Genomic DNA, 16,460 nt, shown 5'->3' on the forward strand with positions numbered 1-16,460 from the left:
TATTATTTAGGTTATGAATGTTCTATTTTTGGGAATATAAATAACGAATTTATTTCGCGATTATTTATCTTCGGCGATACGTTTTTTAATATTATCTGCGCGCTCCTGAGAAGGCGGGTGAGAGCTGAATAAACTTTTCTCACTGCCACCGCTCATTTTTGCCAGTTTCTCAAAGGCAGTGACCAGCCCTTTGGTCGGAAGGCCGCGTTTTTTCAGCAGGTCGTAGGAATAATCGTCCGCGTCGGATTCCTGTTTCTGCGAGAACTGTGCATTAACCAGCTCTTCACCCAAATCGGCCAACTGCGTACTGGAAAGTTGCCCGGCAATGCCACCGGCCGCGCCTGCGGCACTGTGCGCGGCGGAAGCGCTGTACGCCACCTGCATGGCTTTTTTGCTGTGGCCCAGTGCGACGTGGCCCATTTCGTGGCCCAGAACGCCTTCGACTTCATCGTCGGTCATCATGTCCATCAGTCCGCTGTAGACGCGGATACAGCCGTTAGCCATCGCCCATGCGTTGACGTCGCTGGTGAGATAGACTTTATAGTTAGCCGGTCTGCCATTGATGTCGTTACCGAGGTTTTTGGCAATTTTATTCAGGCGTTTTGAGTATTTGCTTTTTGATGAAGCAATTTTAGATTCGGCATCCAGCGCTTTACAGGAACCTTCCGTCATATTGATGACATCCTGATCGGTCAGCGTGGCCGCTTTGTAAGCATCTGAGCCGGATTTCATTAATGCGTCTGTATTGAGTGCGCCATTCTGACAACCGCTTAATAATACGGTGATCCCTAACGCAATTGCAGTTATGCGAAAATTCATAATCCATCTTCCTTTGATAGTTAAATTAAATAAAAAACGCAGGAAGAATAACCAAACGTTTTTACTTAGCGAGGAAAAGTCTTCATGGAAGGTTATTTTCAGAATTTGTGCGATATTTAGTTCTGAAAAATGGATTTTTAATAAAATTAGGAAGCTTCACTTATACCGATAATAAAAGATGCGCCCTTTAGCGGGCGCATCTGTATGAAGGAATTAATTACCGGCAGCTATGCGATCGCGGATATGTTTGGCACGCGCTTCGGACGACGGGTGATCGTCAAACCAGCCAATGCTGCTTCCCTGATCCAGTTTTGCCAGTTTTTCAAAACTGGTCGCCAGCCCGGTCGGATCTATTCCGCGTTTCTTCAGCAGATCGAACGAGTAATCGTCGGCTTCGGATTCCTGTTTCTGCGAGAACTGCGCGTTAACGTATTTCTCACCGAGATCGGCCAGCTGCGATTGCGAAAGCGTGGTGCTGACGCCGCCCAGTGACGCCACCGCCGTTCGCGCTGCTGTGGCGCTGTATGCAACCTGCATCGCTTTGCGGGTGTGTCCCAGTGCGACGTGGCCCATTTCGTGGCCGAGTACGCCTTCGACCTCGTTGTCGTTCATCATATCCATCAGGCCGCTGTACACGCGGATACAGCCATTCGCCATCGCCCAGGCGTTGACGTCTTTCGTCAGGTACACCTTATAGTTGGCTGGCGTGCCGTTGATGTTGTCCCCAAGTGCGGCCGAGATTTTTTTCAGACGTTGCGCATATTCGCTGCTTTCTGGTGCAATTTGCGCTTTTTTATCCATTTCTTCGCAGGACTGGACGCTCAGTGTTTTCACATCGGCGTCGCTCAGTGTATAAGCCTGATAGGCCTGCGCGCCGGACTGCATCAGGGTATCGGTGTTAATGGTTGAACAACCGCTGACCAGTGCGGCCGCGCAAAGACTCAGCAAAACGGGGTGGAATTTCATCAGTTTGGGTTCCCGGAGAACGTTAATAAAAAAGTCAGTACGGCCTGAAAAAGGCCCTGATTGTAAGAATAGCGTTAAGATAGGTTTTTGGGATCGCCCGATCTATAGTGTAAGTCTGAAAAAACACACTGATTTAAAAGCGAATTCTGTGAACTTAATCACGAGAGTGATTAAGGATTGCCGTTTTAATGCCGAGTCTGAGAAAATGACTTTCTTGACTGCTTTTTTAATCCGACCTGGAGTAGAACATGTCCTCTCGTAAAGAGCTTGCGAACGCTATCCGCGCACTTAGTATGGACGCCGTGCAGAAAGCGAATTCCGGCCACCCTGGCGCCCCTATGGGCATGGCAGACATTGCCGAAGTCTTGTGGCGTGATTACCTGAATCATAACCCGTCAAACCCGAACTGGGCTGACCGCGACCGCTTCGTGCTGTCCAATGGCCACGGTTCCATGCTGATTTATAGTCTGCTGCACCTCACAGGTTATGACCTGCCAATCAGCGAACTGGCGAACTTCCGTCAGTTACATTCCAAAACTCCGGGTCACCCGGAATACGGTTATACCCCTGGCGTAGAAACCACCACTGGCCCGCTGGGTCAGGGCATTGCGAACGCAGTGGGTATGGCGATTGCTGAACGTACACTGGGCGCGCAGTTTAACAAACCAGGTCACGACATCGTTGATCACCAGACTTACGCATTCCTGGGCGACGGCTGCATGATGGAAGGCATTTCTCACGAAGTGTGTTCTCTGGCCGGTACCATGAAACTTGGCAAACTGACCGCGTTTTATGATGACAACGGCATCTCTATCGACGGCCACGTAGAAGGCTGGTTCACCGATGATACCGCTGCCCGTTTCGAAGCTTACGGCTGGCACGTTGTGCGTCACGTTGATGGTCACAACCCTGATTCCATCAAAGCGGCTATCGAAGAAGCGCACAAAGTCACCGACAAACCTTCCCTGCTGATGTGCAAAACCGTGATCGGTTTCGGTTCTCCGAACAAAGCCGGTACTCACGATGTGCACGGCGCAGCGCTGGGCGCAGCCGAAGTGGCCGCCACCCGCGAAGCACTGGGCTGGAAATATGCTGCGTTTGAAATCCCGCAAGACATTTATGCACAGTGGGATGCTAAAGAAGCGGGCAAAGCGAAAGAGTCTGCATGGGATGAGAAATTCGCCGCTTACGCGAAAGCGCACCCTGAACTGGCAAAAGAGTTCAAACGTCGTATCAACGGCGAATTGCCTGCTAACTGGGAAAACGACGCACAGAAATTTATCGAAGAGTTGCAGGCAAAACCTGCCAACATAGCCAGCCGTAAAGCGTCTCAGAACGCGCTGGAAGCTTTCGGTAAAGTGTTACCAGAATTCCTGGGCGGCTCCGCTGACCTGGCACCAAGCAACCTGACCATGTGGTCCGGTTCTAAGTCTATCGGCGACGATCAGGCGGGTAACTACATCCATTACGGTGTGCGCGAATTCGGTATGACCGCGATCACCAACGGTATCGCGCTGCACGGTGGTTTCCTACCGTACTCCGCAACCTTCCTGATGTTCGTCGAATACGCACGTAACGCCGTGCGTATGGCAGCACTGATGAAGATCCGTAATGTGTTCGTTTACACCCATGACTCTATCGGTCTGGGCGAAGACGGCCCGACGCACCAGCCGGTTGAGCAAATCGCCAGCCTGCGCGTAACGCCAAACATGAGCACATGGCGTCCGGCTGACCAGGTCGAATCTGCGGTGGCATGGAAATACGCCATCGAACGTAACGATGGCCCGGTTACCCTGATCTTCTCCCGTCAGAACCTGACCCAACAACCGCGTACTGCTGAGCAACTGGCGAACGTGGCACGTGGGGGTTATGTCCTGAAAGATTGCGACGGCACGCCAGAAGTGATTTTGATTGCGACCGGTTCTGAAGTAGGGATCACCGTTGAAGCCGCAGACAAACTGGCTGCAGCCGGCACCAAAGTGCGCGTAGTTTCCATGCCGTCTACTGACGCCTTCGACAAACAGGACGCGGCTTACCGTGAATCTGTATTGCCGAAAGCCGTTTCTGCACGCGTGGCAGTTGAAGCGGGTATCGCTGATTACTGGTTCAAATACGTTGGCCTGAACGGCGCTATCGTGGGCATGCACAGCTTCGGCGAATCTGCTCCGGCAGAGCTGCTGTTCAAAGAGTTCGGCTTCACGGTTGATAACGTTGTGGCTCAGGCACAAGCATTACTGAAGTAATCTGCCCCTGATGTCATCTTAAAAAAGCACCTGCGGGTGCTTTTTTTTCGCCCTGAATTCGGGCTCTGTTCTGATTTTCGCGTGAGATGACGCAGGTCAAACCCTTTTGCGGCACTCTCCGCTACACTCCTGCATTCCGAAACTGTTTCATTCCGTCAGTTTTTGCGAAAAATCACTGTCGAAAAGGTGATGAAAAAGTAAAATCACTGTGAACACACGGAATTTGCTGGTGTTTTTTTCAGCGATCAGCGCGATTAACGCGTCGAAATTCCGGGAATTATTCCTTTTGTTCATAGTTTGGTTTATTCTCAGCTGAACCGTTTCAGTCAGGCTATTTGAGCTTAACATCGTCACCAGGTTGTTAACGTGCCGCAAACTGAAATTTTTCTACTGCACTGAACGTGCGGGCAGATGACGATGGTGATTCACCGTAAACGCACGCTGCATTACTATAGGTGTTACTGATATTAAGTAACACCCGTGTAACAGGGAGATGTATGCCAATACGTATTGCAATTAATGGCTTTGGTCGCATTGGCCGTAGCGTATTGCGCGCGTTATACGAATCCGGGCGTCGGGCGGAAATTTCCGTCATTGCCATCAATGAAATCGCCAGCCCGGAAGGCATGGCTCATCTGCTCAAGTACGACTCCAGCCACGGGCGCTTTGCCTGGGATGTCCGCCAGGAAGGTGAAAACCTTTACGTCGGCGATGACTCCATCCGTTTACTCCATCAGCCTGATGCCAGCCAGTTGCCCTGGGGCGAACTGAGCATTGACGTGGTGCTCGACTGCACCGGCGTTCACGGCAGCCGTGCAGACGGTGAAACGCAGCTTGCGGCGGGAGCCAAAAAGATTCTGTTCGCGCATCCGGGCGGTCATGATTTAGACGCCACAGTGGTTTATGGTGTGAACCACGAGTTGCTCGAACGCCAGCACCGCATTGTGTCCAATGCGTCCTGCACCACCAACTGTATTATCCCTGTGATTAAGCTGCTCGACGATGCCTTTGGCATTGAATCCGGCACGGTAACGACCATCCATTCTTCAATGAATGATCAGCCGGTTATCGACGCCTATCATGCGGATTTACGCCGCACGCGCGCCGCCAGCCAGTCCATTATTCCGGTCGATACCAAACTTGCCGCAGGGATCACGCGGATCATGCCGAAGTTCTGCGATCGCTTTGAAGCGATCTCCGTGCGGGTGCCAACCATCAATGTCACAGCCATTGATCTGAGCGTGTTTGTCGAGGGTTCTGTGACGGTAGACGAGGTGAACCAGCTGCTGCAAAAGGCCGCAACAGGCGCTTTTCGTGGTATAGTTGACTATACCGAACTACCATTAGTCTCGACAGATTTTAACCATGATCCCCACAGCGCCATCGTAGATGGAACGCAGACGCGGGTAAGTGGACAGCACCTAATAAAAACACTGGTCTGGTGCGATAACGAGTGGGGTTTTGCCAACCGAATGTTGGATACAACATTGGCAATGTCCACGAGCGGTTTCTAGTACGGCTGTTCCGGCCTTCTGGCCGAAATTGCCTTCAAGCAACTTTAAAGAGAATCAACGAGAGGATTCACCATGTCTGTTATTAAGATGAGCGATCTGGATTTAGCGGGTAAACGCGTACTGATCCGTGCCGATCTGAACGTGCCAGTTAAAGATGGCAAAGTAACTTCAGATGCACGTATCCGCGCTTCTTTGCCAACCATCGAAATTGCCCTGAAACAAGGCGCACGCGTGATGGTTACCTCGCATCTGGGTCGTCCGACTGAAGGCGAATATAACGAAGAGTTTTCTCTGCTACCAGTTGTTAACTACCTGAAAGACAAACTGTCTTCTCCTGTACGTCTGGCTAAAGACTATCTGGATGGCGTTGAAGTTGCCGAAGGCGAGCTGGTTGTTCTGGAAAATGTTCGCTTCAACAAAGGCGAAAAGAAAGACGACGAAGCTCTGTCCAAAAAATATGCTGCCCTGTGTGACATCTATGTGATGGACGCATTCGGTACTGCGCACCGCGCGCAAGCTTCTACCCACGGCGTAGGCAAATTTGCTCCTATCGCGTGTGCCGGTCCGCTGCTGTCTGCAGAACTGGAAGCACTGGGTAAAGCACTGGGTAACCCGGCTCGTCCGATGGTTGCTATCGTGGGTGGCTCTAAAGTTTCAACCAAACTGACTGTGCTGGATTCCCTGTCCAAAATCGCTGACCAGCTGATCGTTGGCGGTGGTATTGCGAACACTTTCGTTGCAGCACAAGGCAATAACGTCGGTAAATCTCTGTACGAAGCAGACCTGGTGGGTACCGCAAGCAAACTGCTGGAAACCTGCGACATTCCAGTCCCAACTGACGTTCGCGTTGCGACTGAGTTCTCTGAAACTGCGGTTGCTACCGTGAAGTCTGTTAAAGACATCAAAGATGACGAACAAATTCTCGACATGGGCGATGAGTCTGCAAACCGTCTGGCTGAGATCATTAAAAACGCTAAAACCATTCTGTGGAATGGTCCTGTAGGCGTGTTCGAGTTCCCTAACTTCCGTAAAGGGACCGAAATTGTGGCGCAGGCGATTGCTGACAGCGAAGCATTCTCTATCGCAGGCGGCGGCGACACTCTGGCAGCTATCGACCTGTTCGGTATCGCTGACAAAATTTCCTATATCTCCACTGGCGGTGGCGCATTCCTGGAATTCGTTGAAGGGAAAGCACTGCCAGCGGTTGTGATGCTGGAAGAGCGTGCTAAGAAGTAATGAACCCTGAATGAGCAGCAGTAAGGCTGCTCGTTCTTCTTTGCCGCGCGAGGGGCTGCACAGTGGAACTCGCGCGACATAGCAAACCGATTCAATCCATCTACGGCCGAAGAATACAGGACAAAGAACTATGTCTAAAATTTTTGATTTCGTAAAACCAGGCGTTATCACTGGTGATGATGTACAGAAAGTTTTCGCTATCGCTAAAGAAAACAAATTTGCACTGCCAGCGGTTAACTGCGTAGGCACCGACTCAATCAACGCCGTTCTCGAAGCTGCTGCGAAAGTCCGTTCACCGGTTATCGTTCAGTTCTCTAACGGTGGCGCTGCGTTCATCGCAGGTAAAGGCCTGAAAACTGACGTGCCACAAGGCGCGGCAATCCTGGGTGCAATCTCTGGCGCACACCACGTACATCAGATGGCAGAACATTACGGCGTGCCAGTCATCCTGCATACCGACCACTGCGCGAAAAAACTGCTGCCATGGATCGACGGTCTGCTGGATGCGGGTGAAGCTCACTTTGCGAAAACCGGTAAACCACTGTTCTCTTCTCACATGATCGACCTGTCTGAAGAATCTCTGGAAGAAAACATCGAAATTTGCAGCAAGTATTTAGCCCGCATGGCAAAACTCGATATGACTCTGGAAATCGAACTGGGTTGTACTGGTGGTGAAGAAGATGGCGTGGACAACAGCCATATGGACGCATCTGCACTGTATACTCAGCCACAAGACGTTGATTACGCATACGAAAAACTGAACGCAATCAGCCCGCGTTTCACTATCGCTGCGTCATTCGGTAACGTACACGGCGTGTACAAACCAGGTAACGTTAAACTGACTCCAACGATCCTGCGTGATTCTCAGGAATACGTTTGCAAGAAACACAACCTGCCACACAACAGCCTGAACTTCGTATTCCACGGCGGTTCCGGTTCTACTGCAGCAGAAATCAAAGAATCTGTAGGCTACGGTGTTATCAAAATGAACATCGATACCGACACACAATGGGCAAACTGGGACGGCATTCTGCAATTCTACAAGAAAAATGAAGCTTACCTGCAAGGTCAGTTGGGTAACCCGGAAGGCGCGGACAAACCTAACAAGAAATTCTATGACCCGCGCGTATGGCTGCGTTCTGCACAGTCTTCCATGGTGACTCGCCTGGAACTGGCATTCAAAGAACTGAACGCAATCGACGTACTGTAATCCTTACCCTTCCGGTGCTTGACTACCGGAATGTAAGGAGAATCGTCAAAGGGGCTTCGGCCCCTTTTTTATCGCCCGTTTTCCAGACACAATAGCCCGTTACGTATTTCCGACCGCCCCCTAAGAGAGAGCCATGAAGCCAAAATCTGTCACCCTCGATGACGTCGCGCGCCAGGCGGGTGTTTCTTATCAGACCGTATCACGCGTGCTGAATCAGGCGGCGCACGTCTCGGCAAAGACGCGGGAAAAAGTCGAGCAGGCCATGGCGGCGCTGAACTACGTGCCGAATCGCGTTGCCCAGCAGCTGGCCGGGAAACAAAGTTATACGCTGGGGCTGGCGACCACTGAACTCGCGCTCCATGCGCCGTCACAAATTGCTTCCGCAATGAAAACCCGCGCCAATCAGTTAGGCTTTAACGTCGTTATCTCGATGATTGATAATCTGAGCCTTCCGGCCTGCCGCACGGCGGTGAACGAACTGATGTCGCAGCGGGTTGATGGCGTGCTGATCAACGTGCCGCTCTCGAATGATGATGCCGGTGCGATTGCGCAACTGTGTGGCGATTTGCCGGCGCTGTTTCTGGATGTCGATCCGCAGACGGACGTCTTTAAAATTCTGTTCGATCCGCATTGCGGGGCAGAGCAGGGCGTTGAACATCTTCTGGCGCTGGGGCATCAGAAAATTGCGGTGCTGACCGGCCCGCTGGAATCTATCTCTGCACGACTGCGCTACGAAGGCTGGCTAAGTACGCTGGCAAAGCACCAGATTACGCCCTGTGCTGTACAACATGGCGACTGGAGCGCTGCTTCCGGCTATCAGCAGGCATTATTGCTGCTCAACCAGCCGGTGCGCCCTACGGCGATCCTGATTGCCAATGATCAGATGGCACTCGGAGTGCTGCGTGCGGTGCATGAATTTGGCCTGCGTGTGCCGGAGCAAATTTCTATTATCGGATACGATGACACGGAAGACAGTGCGTTTTTCTTCCCGCCGCTGACCACCATTAAGCAGGATTTCCGCCTGCTCGGGCACGAAAGCGTCAACCGGCTGGTTGCCCATCTGCATCATCATGGCGATAAGCAGCAATCGTCGCTATTATTGCCGACTTCTCTGGTGGAGCGCCACACGACGTCGAAACCCGGTGAGTCGGCTGTTTCACAGGAAGCGATGTCTCAGGAACTTCTACGTATCGCCCGTCAGCTCAGCCCGCGCTGATTCACTTTTTTGCTTTTCTGACGCGGAATTTGTGATCCGCGTCCCTTTCCCGTACTCCCTTGCTTTACTTAATCGTTCCCGTTACGCATGTTTATCTTATTGTGAGCGCATAACAATTTTGCAGGGGAATCATTATGACATTATCAGCGGATGAAAAACTGTCGTCACTCGCCACCGTTCTGGGGCGTCGTGACTGGGAAAAACCGTCATCGACGCAGTACAACCGTCTGGCGGCACACCCGCCTTTTAACAGCTGGCGTGAAAGTGAAAATGCAAGATTTAACAAGGATTCTGCCAATGTAATTTCCCTGAACGGGGAGTGGCACTTCAGCTATTTTAGCCGGCCGGAAGCCGTACCCGAACAATGGCTGGAAAACGATCTTGCCGATGCAGATAAAGTTCTGGTGCCGTCAAACTGGCAGCTTGCGGGCTACGATGCACCGATTTATACCAACGTTCAGTATCCGATCCCGGTTAATCCGCCGTTTGTGCCGGAAGAAAACCCTACCGGTTGTTACTCGCTCACAGTTAGTGTGGATAAAGACTGGCTGTGCAGCGGCCAGACGCGCATTGTGTTCAATGGCGTAAATTCCGCCTTCTATTTATGGTGCAACGGCAAATGGATCGGTTATTCCCAAGACAGCCGTTTACCGGCGGAATTCGATCTCAGCGACGTGCTGCATGCAGGTGAAAACCGGCTCGCGGTGATGGTGCTGCGCTGGAGCGACGGCAGCTATCTGGAAGATCAGGACATGTGGCGTATGAGCGGGATTTTCCGCGACGTCACTTTGCTGCACAAACCGGCGGAACAAATCACGGATTATCAGGTTCGCACGCATTTGTTCCACGGTTTCACGCAGGCTGAACTGGAAGTGCAGGTCAGCGCCGCTGTGCCGCAGGAAAGTGCTGCGAATTATCAGGTTCGCGTTCAGCTCTGGCAGGGTGATAAGTTCGTTGCAGAATACCAGCAGCCGCTGGGCAGTGAAATTATTGATGAACGCGGCAATGCGTTTGATAAAACCACGCTGCGGTTGCCGGTCAGCCAGCCGGATTTGTGGAGCGCCGAACAGCCTTCGCTCTACCGCGTGGTTATTTCCCTCATCTCTGCGCAAGGCCAGCTGATTGAAGCCGAAGCCTGCGACGTCGGATTCCGTCAGGTGGAAATCAGCAACGGGCTGCTGAAAGTTAACGGCCAGCCGGTATTGATCCGCGGAACCAACCGGCACGAACATCACCCGGAAAACGGTCAGGTGATGGATGAAGCGACCATGCGCCGCGACATAGTGCTGATGAAACAACACAACTTCAACGCGGTGCGGTGCTCGCATTATCCGAACCATCCGTTGTGGTACACACTTTGCGATCAGTACGGTCTGTACGTGGTCGATGAAGCCAATATCGAAACCCACGGCATGCAGCCGATGAACCGGTTATCGGACGATCCGGTCTGGCTCAATGCGTTCAGCGAACGCGTCACCCGCATGGTTCAGCGCGATCGCAACCATCCGTGCATCATCATCTGGTCGCTGGGCAATGAATCCGGCCACGGTGCGAATCACGATGCGATGTACCGCTGGATCAAATCCGTCGATCCGACGCGTCCGGTGCAGTACGAAGGCGGCGGCGCCAACAGCGCGGCGACCGATATTATCTGCCCGATGTATTCCCGCGTGGAGCAGGATCAGCCATTCCCGGCGGTACCGAAATGGTCCATCAAAAAGTGGATCAGCATGCCGGATGAAACGCGTCCGCTGATCCTCTGCGAATATGCCCACGCGATGGGCAACAGCTTTGGTGGCTTTGACAAATACTGGAAAGCCTTCCGTCAGTTCCCGCGCTTGCAGGGCGGTTTTGTCTGGGACTGGGTTGACCAGAGCCTGCTGAAAACGGGCGAAAACGGCGAGCGCCATATGGCGTACGGCGGTGATTTTGGCGATACGCCGAATGATCGCCAGTTCTGCATGAATGGCCTGGTCTTTGCCGACCGCACGCCGCATCCGTCACTGTTTGAAGCGCAGCGCGCCCAGCAGTTTTTCCAGTTTTCACTGGCCAGCACATCGCCTCTGACGCTGGAAATTCAAAGCGAATACCTGTTCCGCCGCAGCGATAACGAACAGCTGGTCTGGCGTATCGAACGCGATGGTGAAGTGATTGCGCAGGGTGAAGCGACGCTGGATATTGCGCCGAACGGCGTGCAAAAACTCGAACTGGGAGCGATGCCGAAAACTGACGGCGATTTGTGGCTGAATATTGCCGTTCATCAGCCGCAGGCGACGGCGTGGTCGCAAGCGGGTCACCGCAGCGCATGGGATCAGTGGCAGTTACCGCAGGCGCTGAGCCTGCCGGAGCCGGAAAAAGCTTCTGCCGCCGCGCCGGTTCTGGATATTCAGGGCGGAAATATTTCCGTGGTTCACGGCGCACAACGCTGGCAGTTCTGCCAGAAGAGCGGCCTGCTGGAACAGTGGTTTGATGGCAAAACGCCACGCCTGCTTTCGGCGCTTCGCGACCAGTTTGTCCGCGCCCCGGTTGATAACGATATCGGCGTCAGCGAAACCACGCGCATCGATCCGAATGCGTGGGTGGAACGCTGGAAAGCGGCCGGAATGTATCAGCTTGAATCGCAGTTAATCAGCATCAGCGCCGGGCAGATTCAAGACGGCGTAATCATCAACACCTCGCATGCGTATCTGGCTGGCGGAGAAACCCGCTTGCTGAGCCGTAAAACTTACCGTATCGACAATCAGGGCGAACTGCATATCAGCGCGAATGTTCGCGTGGCGTCAAATGTGCCGTCGCCGGGGCGCATCGGCATGACCTGCCAGCTGGCAGATACCGCTGAGAATGTCCGCTGGCTGGGACTGGGACCGCACGAAAATTATCCGGATCGCCGCCTGGCTGCACAGCATGGGCGCTGGACATTGCCGCTTCGTGAACTGTATACGCCGTACGTTTTCCCGACTGAAAACGGTTTGCGCGGTGAGACGCGTGAACTGGAATTCGCCGGATGGACGCTGCAGGGTAATTTCCACTTTGGCCTGAGCCGTTACAGCCTGCAACAGCTGATGGACACCAGCCACCGCCATTTATTGCGTGAAGAAGAAGGGACATGGCTGAACATCGACGGCTTCCATATGGGCGTCGGCGGTGATGATTCCTGGAGTCCGAGCGTCAGCCCAGATTTCCTGCTGACCTCAACCCACTATCACTACGCTTTCACCTGGAAACGTGCCTGACGCGCCGTGGCGTTAACCCGCTGCGGCGCAGCGTTCAGTCGTAAGGAAACTGCTTATGTATTACCTGAAAAATACTAACTTTTGGATGTTCGGGCTGTTCTTCTTCTTCTATTTTTTCATCATGGGGGCGTATTTTCCGTTCTTCCCTATCTGGCTGCACGACATCAATCAGATCAGTAAAAGTGACACCGGCATAATATTTGCCAGCATTTCGCTGTTCTCCCTGCTCTTCCAGCCGGTCTTTGGGTTGCTGGCCGATAAGCTGGGGCTGAAAAAGCATTTGCTCTGGGTGATCACCGGCATGCTGGTTCTCTTCGCGCCGTTCTTTATTTACGTGTTCGGCCCGCTGCTGAAAATTAATATCTATCTCGGTTCGGTGGTCGGCGGGATTTATCTCGGCCTGATTTACAACGCCGGTGCGCCTGCGATTGAAGCGTATATCGAAAAAGTCAGCCGCCGCAGCAGCTTTGAATTTGGCCGCGCGCGGATGTTCGGTTGTGTCGGCTGGGCGCTTTGCGCGTCGGTGGTCGGCATCATGTTCACCATCAACAACGAATTTGTTTTCTGGCTCGGTTCAGGGTGTGCGGTCATTCTGGCAATCCTTTTACTGATTGCCAAACCGGAAGTCACGCCTACCGCGCGGGTAGTAAATGAACTGGGCGCGAACACCAAACCGTTCAGCCTGAAGATTGCCCTTGAGCTGCTCAAAGACCGCAAACTCTGGTTTCTGGCGCTATATGTGATCGGCGTGTCCTGCACCTACGACGTCTTCGACCAGCAGTTCGCCAACTTCTTTACCTCGTTCTTTGATTCGTCATCCGAAGGCACGCGTGTGTTCGGTTACGTCACCACCATGGGCGAGCTGCTGAACGCCTGCATCATGTTCTTCGCACCGCTTATCGTGAACCGTATTGGTGGAAAAAATGCGCTGCTGTTAGCCGGGACGATTATGTCGATCCGCATCATTGGCTCGTCGTTTGCCTCATCGCCGCTGGAAGTCGTGGTGCTCAAAACGCTGCACATGTTTGAGGTGCCGTTCCTGATTGTCGGCTGCTTCAAATACATCACTTCAGTGTTTGAGGTGCGCTTCTCCGCGACGATTTATCTGGTGACATTCTGCTTCTTCAAACAGGTGGCGATCATGTTTATGTCCGTCTTCGCCGGGAATATGTATGACCGTATCGGCTTCCACGGCACGTACCTGATCCTGGGATTAGTGGCGCTGACATTCACGGTGATCTCAGCTTTCACGCTGAGCGGAAGAGGGCCGTTGCAGGCATTCAAAACGCCCGAAACGCTTAAGAACAGCCGCGTAAATTCCTAATCTGATAGCCTTTCTCATCGGGCGATTGGCACTTCATCGCATTGTTCGTTAACCTTAAAGAGCACTTGCTGCCCGTTGTATCGGGCAGCTTTGGTTTCTTTCAGCCCGACAGGGTTTTATTTTGGGGTACGCTAAATGGATGATTTAAACGTTGTGGACGGTATTAATAGTGCCGGCAACTGGTTGGTGAGAAACCAGGCTTTACTGCTTCATTATGCTGTGAATATTGTGGCCGCCATCTTTATTCTGATTGTGGGCCTGATTGTTGCCCGTATTGTCTCGGGTGCCGTCAGCCGTGTGCTGAAAATTCGTGGTATTGACCTGACCGTTTCCGATTTCCTCTCCGCCATGGTGCGTTACGCGATTATCGCCTTCACGCTGATTGCGGTTCTGGGGCGAATCGGCGTACAAACCACGTCGGTGATTGCTGTTATCGGTGCAGCAGGTTTGGCCGTCGGTTTAGCATTACAAGGTTCGTTGTCCAACTTTGCCGCAGGCGTCCTGCTGGTGATCTTCCGTCCGTTCCGCGCGGGCGAGTATGTGGATCTGGGGGGCGTGGCGGGTACTGTCACGCAGGTGCAGATTTTCTCCACTACGCTGTTAACCCCGGATGACAAAATGATCGTCGTACCGAACGGTAAAATCATCGCCGGTAACATCATCAATACCTCACGTGAGCCGAATCGTCGTACCGAAATCATCGTGGGCGTTGGCTATGATTCCGATATTGATGTCGTGAAGAAAGTGCTGGGCGATATTATTGCCGCTGACAAGCGCATTCAGCATGAGCGAGGGGTGACCATTCGTCTGAACGAAATGGCCGCATCAACACTGAATTTTGTGGTGCGCGTCTGGAGCACCAACGGCGATGCTCAGGAAGTTTACTGGGATTTGCTGGAAGCGTTTAAACGCGCACTCGACGAGAACAAAATCAATATCGCGTACCCGCAACTGGATGTGCATTTGCACCGTGTGGCCGATGCCAGCCAAGAGGCAGAACAGCGGGCGTGATAGAATAAACCGCATTACAGATTTTTACTGTTCGGGCGCCTGCGGGCGCCTTTTTTGTGTCTTAAAATCGGGCTTCTCACAAATAAGCCAGGCTAATGACCGATTAGAAATATCCATTTCCTCTTATGACACCAAAGCCCTTACACTGCGCGCAATCTCTGTTATTACTCTTTAAGGATACTCACGTGCTGGCTATTTTCCTGCAAGGACTGGCGATGAGCGCCGCAATGATTTTACCCCTCGGGCCGCAGAATGCGTTTGTGATGAATCAGGGCATTCGCCGTCAGTATCATCTGATGATTGCGTCTTTATGCGCGCTGAGCGATATCGTGCTGATTTGCGGCGGGATATTTGGCGGCAGCGCGCTGCTGAGTAAATCGCCGTTGTTGCTGGCTCTGGTGAGCTGGGGCGGCGTGGCATTTCTGCTGTGGTATGGCTGGGGTGCGTTCCGTACGGCGTTCAGCAAAAATCCTGAACTGGCGCAGGCCGAAGTGGCGAAGCAAAGCCGCTGGAAAATTGTCGTCAGCATGCTGGCGGTGACCTGGCTCAATCCGCATGTTTATCTCGATACGTTCGTCGTATTGGGCAGCCTGGGCGGAAGCCTGAGCCACGATGAACGTTCGTGGTTTGCGCTCGGCGCGGTCAGTGCTTCTGTGCTGTGGTTCTTCGGGCTGGCTATTCTCGCTGCATTACTCGCGCCCTGGTTAAACACCGGCAAAGTGCAGCGCGTCATCAACTTTATCGTCGGCACCATCATGTGGGGGATCGCGATTCAACTCGCGCGTCAGACCGGCGTATTTTGAGTTTTTGCCCGAAAACAGGTTTTTGTCACTAATCTTAGTTTCTGTTGTAACGGTTTGTGCTACGGTTTTGCGGATTGAATGAATTAACTATTGCCAGATCTTTGATGATTAATGGAGGCACTGTGAAACTGAAAGCATTGGCTGTAGCAGCGATGTTGGGATTAGGGACTTTACCTTTGGCGTTGCACGCGGCAGAAGTTCCTGCCGGGCCGCACGTGGTGACATCAGGTACGGCAAGCGTTGACGCCACACCGGATATCGCGACGCTGGCGATTGAAGTGAGCGTATCGGCAAAAGATTCCGCGAGCGCCAAGAAACAGGCCGACGATCGTGTGGCGGAGTATTTTGGTTTCCTGCAGAAAAACGGAATTGAAAAGAAAGACATCAATGCCGCGAATCTCAGCACGCAGCCGGAATATAACTACCTGAAAGACGGCAGTTCAGAGCTGAAAGGCTACCGTGCGGTGCGTCAGGTTCAGGTGACATTGCGTCAGCTGGATAAACTGAACGATTTGCTGGATGGCGCGTTAAAATCCGGCCTGAATGAAATCCGTTCTATCGAACTGGGTGTGGCAAATCCTGATCGTTTCCGTGACGAAGCGCGTCAGAAAGCCATTGATAACGCCACACAGCAGGCAAAATCTTTGGCAGAAGGTTTCCACACCAAGCTGGGGCCGGTTTACAGCATTCGTTATCACGTCGCTAACTACCAGCCAATGCCGGTTGCGCGGATGTTTAAAGCTGCCGCCGCACCAACGCAAAATGATGCCGCTGAAACCTATGAACAGCAAAGCATTCACTTTGATGATCAGGTGGATGTGGTGTTCGAACTCCAGCGTTAATATCTTTCATACTTCGAGCGGCAGATGCGTTCAGTCACCTTCC

12 protein-coding genes are annotated in these 16,460 nt (G+C 52.6%); 10 read left to right on the plus strand and 2 right to left on the minus strand.

Translation table 11 applies throughout. The features are described 5' to 3' along the window. Nucleotides 1–60: 60 nt before the first annotated feature. Entirely contained in the window at nucleotides 61–819 is a 759-nt protein-coding gene (gene loiP / locus ACLBVC_RS18700) for a metalloprotease LoiP (RefSeq protein WP_410150863.1), read from the minus strand. Between the two features lie 213 nt (nucleotides 820–1,032). After that, nucleotides 1,033–1,785, minus strand: coding sequence for a metalloprotease LoiP (gene loiP / locus ACLBVC_RS18705; RefSeq protein WP_410150864.1), 753 nt, complete (start codon nucleotides 1,783–1,785; stop codon nucleotides 1,033–1,035). 248 nt (nucleotides 1,786–2,033) lie between these two features. Here loiP (ACLBVC_RS18705) and tkt point away from each other — a divergent pair, with 248 nt between their 5' ends. From tkt to ACLBVC_RS18755, 10 genes are all read left to right on the plus strand, one after another. After that, a complete protein-coding gene (tkt, locus tag ACLBVC_RS18710) occupies nucleotides 2,034–4,028 on the plus strand; it encodes a transketolase (protein ID WP_410150865.1) in 1,995 nt (664 codons plus the stop codon). Nucleotides 4,029–4,525: 497 nt separating this feature from the next. Then, nucleotides 4,526–5,542: an erythrose-4-phosphate dehydrogenase gene (gene epd / locus ACLBVC_RS18715; RefSeq protein WP_410150866.1), complete on the plus strand. Its 1,017-nt coding sequence runs from the start codon at nucleotides 4,526–4,528 to the stop codon at nucleotides 5,540–5,542. A gap of 72 nt (nucleotides 5,543–5,614) precedes the next feature. Continuing rightward, entirely contained in the window at nucleotides 5,615–6,778 is a 1,164-nt protein-coding gene (pgk, locus tag ACLBVC_RS18720; protein WP_101075336.1) for a phosphoglycerate kinase, read from the plus strand. A gap of 130 nt (nucleotides 6,779–6,908) precedes the next feature. After that, entirely contained in the window at nucleotides 6,909–7,988 is a 1,080-nt protein-coding gene (gene fbaA, locus ACLBVC_RS18725) for a class II fructose-bisphosphate aldolase (protein WP_056773197.1), read from the plus strand. Between the two features lie 133 nt (nucleotides 7,989–8,121). Beyond that, nucleotides 8,122–9,204 (plus strand): LacI family DNA-binding transcriptional regulator, encoded by a 1,083-nt coding sequence (locus tag ACLBVC_RS18730; protein WP_410150867.1) that lies wholly within the window; start codon nucleotides 8,122–8,124, stop codon nucleotides 9,202–9,204. A 134-nt stretch (nucleotides 9,205–9,338) separates the two neighbouring features. Then, a complete protein-coding gene (locus ACLBVC_RS18735; RefSeq protein WP_410150868.1) occupies nucleotides 9,339–12,437 on the plus strand; it encodes a beta-galactosidase in 3,099 nt (1,032 codons plus the stop codon). A 55-nt stretch (nucleotides 12,438–12,492) separates the two neighbouring features. Next, complete coding sequence (locus ACLBVC_RS18740; RefSeq protein WP_410150869.1) at nucleotides 12,493–13,761, plus strand: MFS transporter; 1,269 nt, start codon at nucleotides 12,493–12,495, stop codon at nucleotides 13,759–13,761. 135 nt (nucleotides 13,762–13,896) lie between these two features. Further along, nucleotides 13,897–14,772 carry a small-conductance mechanosensitive channel MscS gene (mscS, locus tag ACLBVC_RS18745; RefSeq protein ID WP_410150870.1) on the plus strand — a complete coding sequence of 292 codons (876 nt, stop codon included), beginning with the start codon at nucleotides 13,897–13,899 and terminating at the stop codon, nucleotides 14,770–14,772. A 185-nt stretch (nucleotides 14,773–14,957) separates the two neighbouring features. Next, entirely contained in the window at nucleotides 14,958–15,575 is a 618-nt protein-coding gene (argO, locus tag ACLBVC_RS18750; RefSeq protein WP_195823736.1) for an arginine exporter ArgO, read from the plus strand. Between the two features lie 122 nt (nucleotides 15,576–15,697). After that, nucleotides 15,698–16,417, plus strand: a complete 720-nt coding sequence (locus ACLBVC_RS18755; RefSeq protein WP_195813876.1) for an oxidative stress defense protein — start codon at nucleotides 15,698–15,700, stop codon at nucleotides 16,415–16,417. Nucleotides 16,418–16,460 lie beyond the last annotated feature (43 nt).

The sequence above is a fragment of the Rahnella selenatireducens genome, assembly GCF_046449555.1.
Lineage (GTDB): Bacteria > Pseudomonadota > Gammaproteobacteria > Enterobacterales > Enterobacteriaceae > Rahnella > Rahnella selenatireducens.

Excerpts from the sequence above, each read along its gene's own strand:
- loiP (WP_410150863.1), bottom strand. The coding sequence starts at position 819 with ATGAATTTTCGCATAACTGCAATTGCGTTAGGGATCACCGTATTATTA.
- loiP (WP_410150864.1), bottom strand. The coding sequence starts at position 1,785 with ATGAAATTCCACCCCGTTTTGCTGAGTCTTTGCGCGGCCGCACTGGTC.
- tkt (WP_410150865.1), top strand. The coding sequence starts at position 2,034 with ATGTCCTCTCGTAAAGAGCTTGCGAACGCTATCCGCGCACTTAGTATG.
- epd (WP_410150866.1), top strand. The coding sequence starts at position 4,526 with ATGCCAATACGTATTGCAATTAATGGCTTTGGTCGCATTGGCCGTAGC.
- pgk (WP_101075336.1), top strand. The coding sequence starts at position 5,615 with ATGTCTGTTATTAAGATGAGCGATCTGGATTTAGCGGGTAAACGCGTA.
- fbaA (WP_056773197.1), top strand. The coding sequence starts at position 6,909 with ATGTCTAAAATTTTTGATTTCGTAAAACCAGGCGTTATCACTGGTGAT.
- ACLBVC_RS18730 (WP_410150867.1), top strand. The coding sequence starts at position 8,122 with ATGAAGCCAAAATCTGTCACCCTCGATGACGTCGCGCGCCAGGCGGGT.
- ACLBVC_RS18735 (WP_410150868.1), top strand. The coding sequence starts at position 9,339 with ATGACATTATCAGCGGATGAAAAACTGTCGTCACTCGCCACCGTTCTG.
- ACLBVC_RS18740 (WP_410150869.1), top strand. The coding sequence starts at position 12,493 with ATGTATTACCTGAAAAATACTAACTTTTGGATGTTCGGGCTGTTCTTC.
- mscS (WP_410150870.1), top strand. The coding sequence starts at position 13,897 with ATGGATGATTTAAACGTTGTGGACGGTATTAATAGTGCCGGCAACTGG.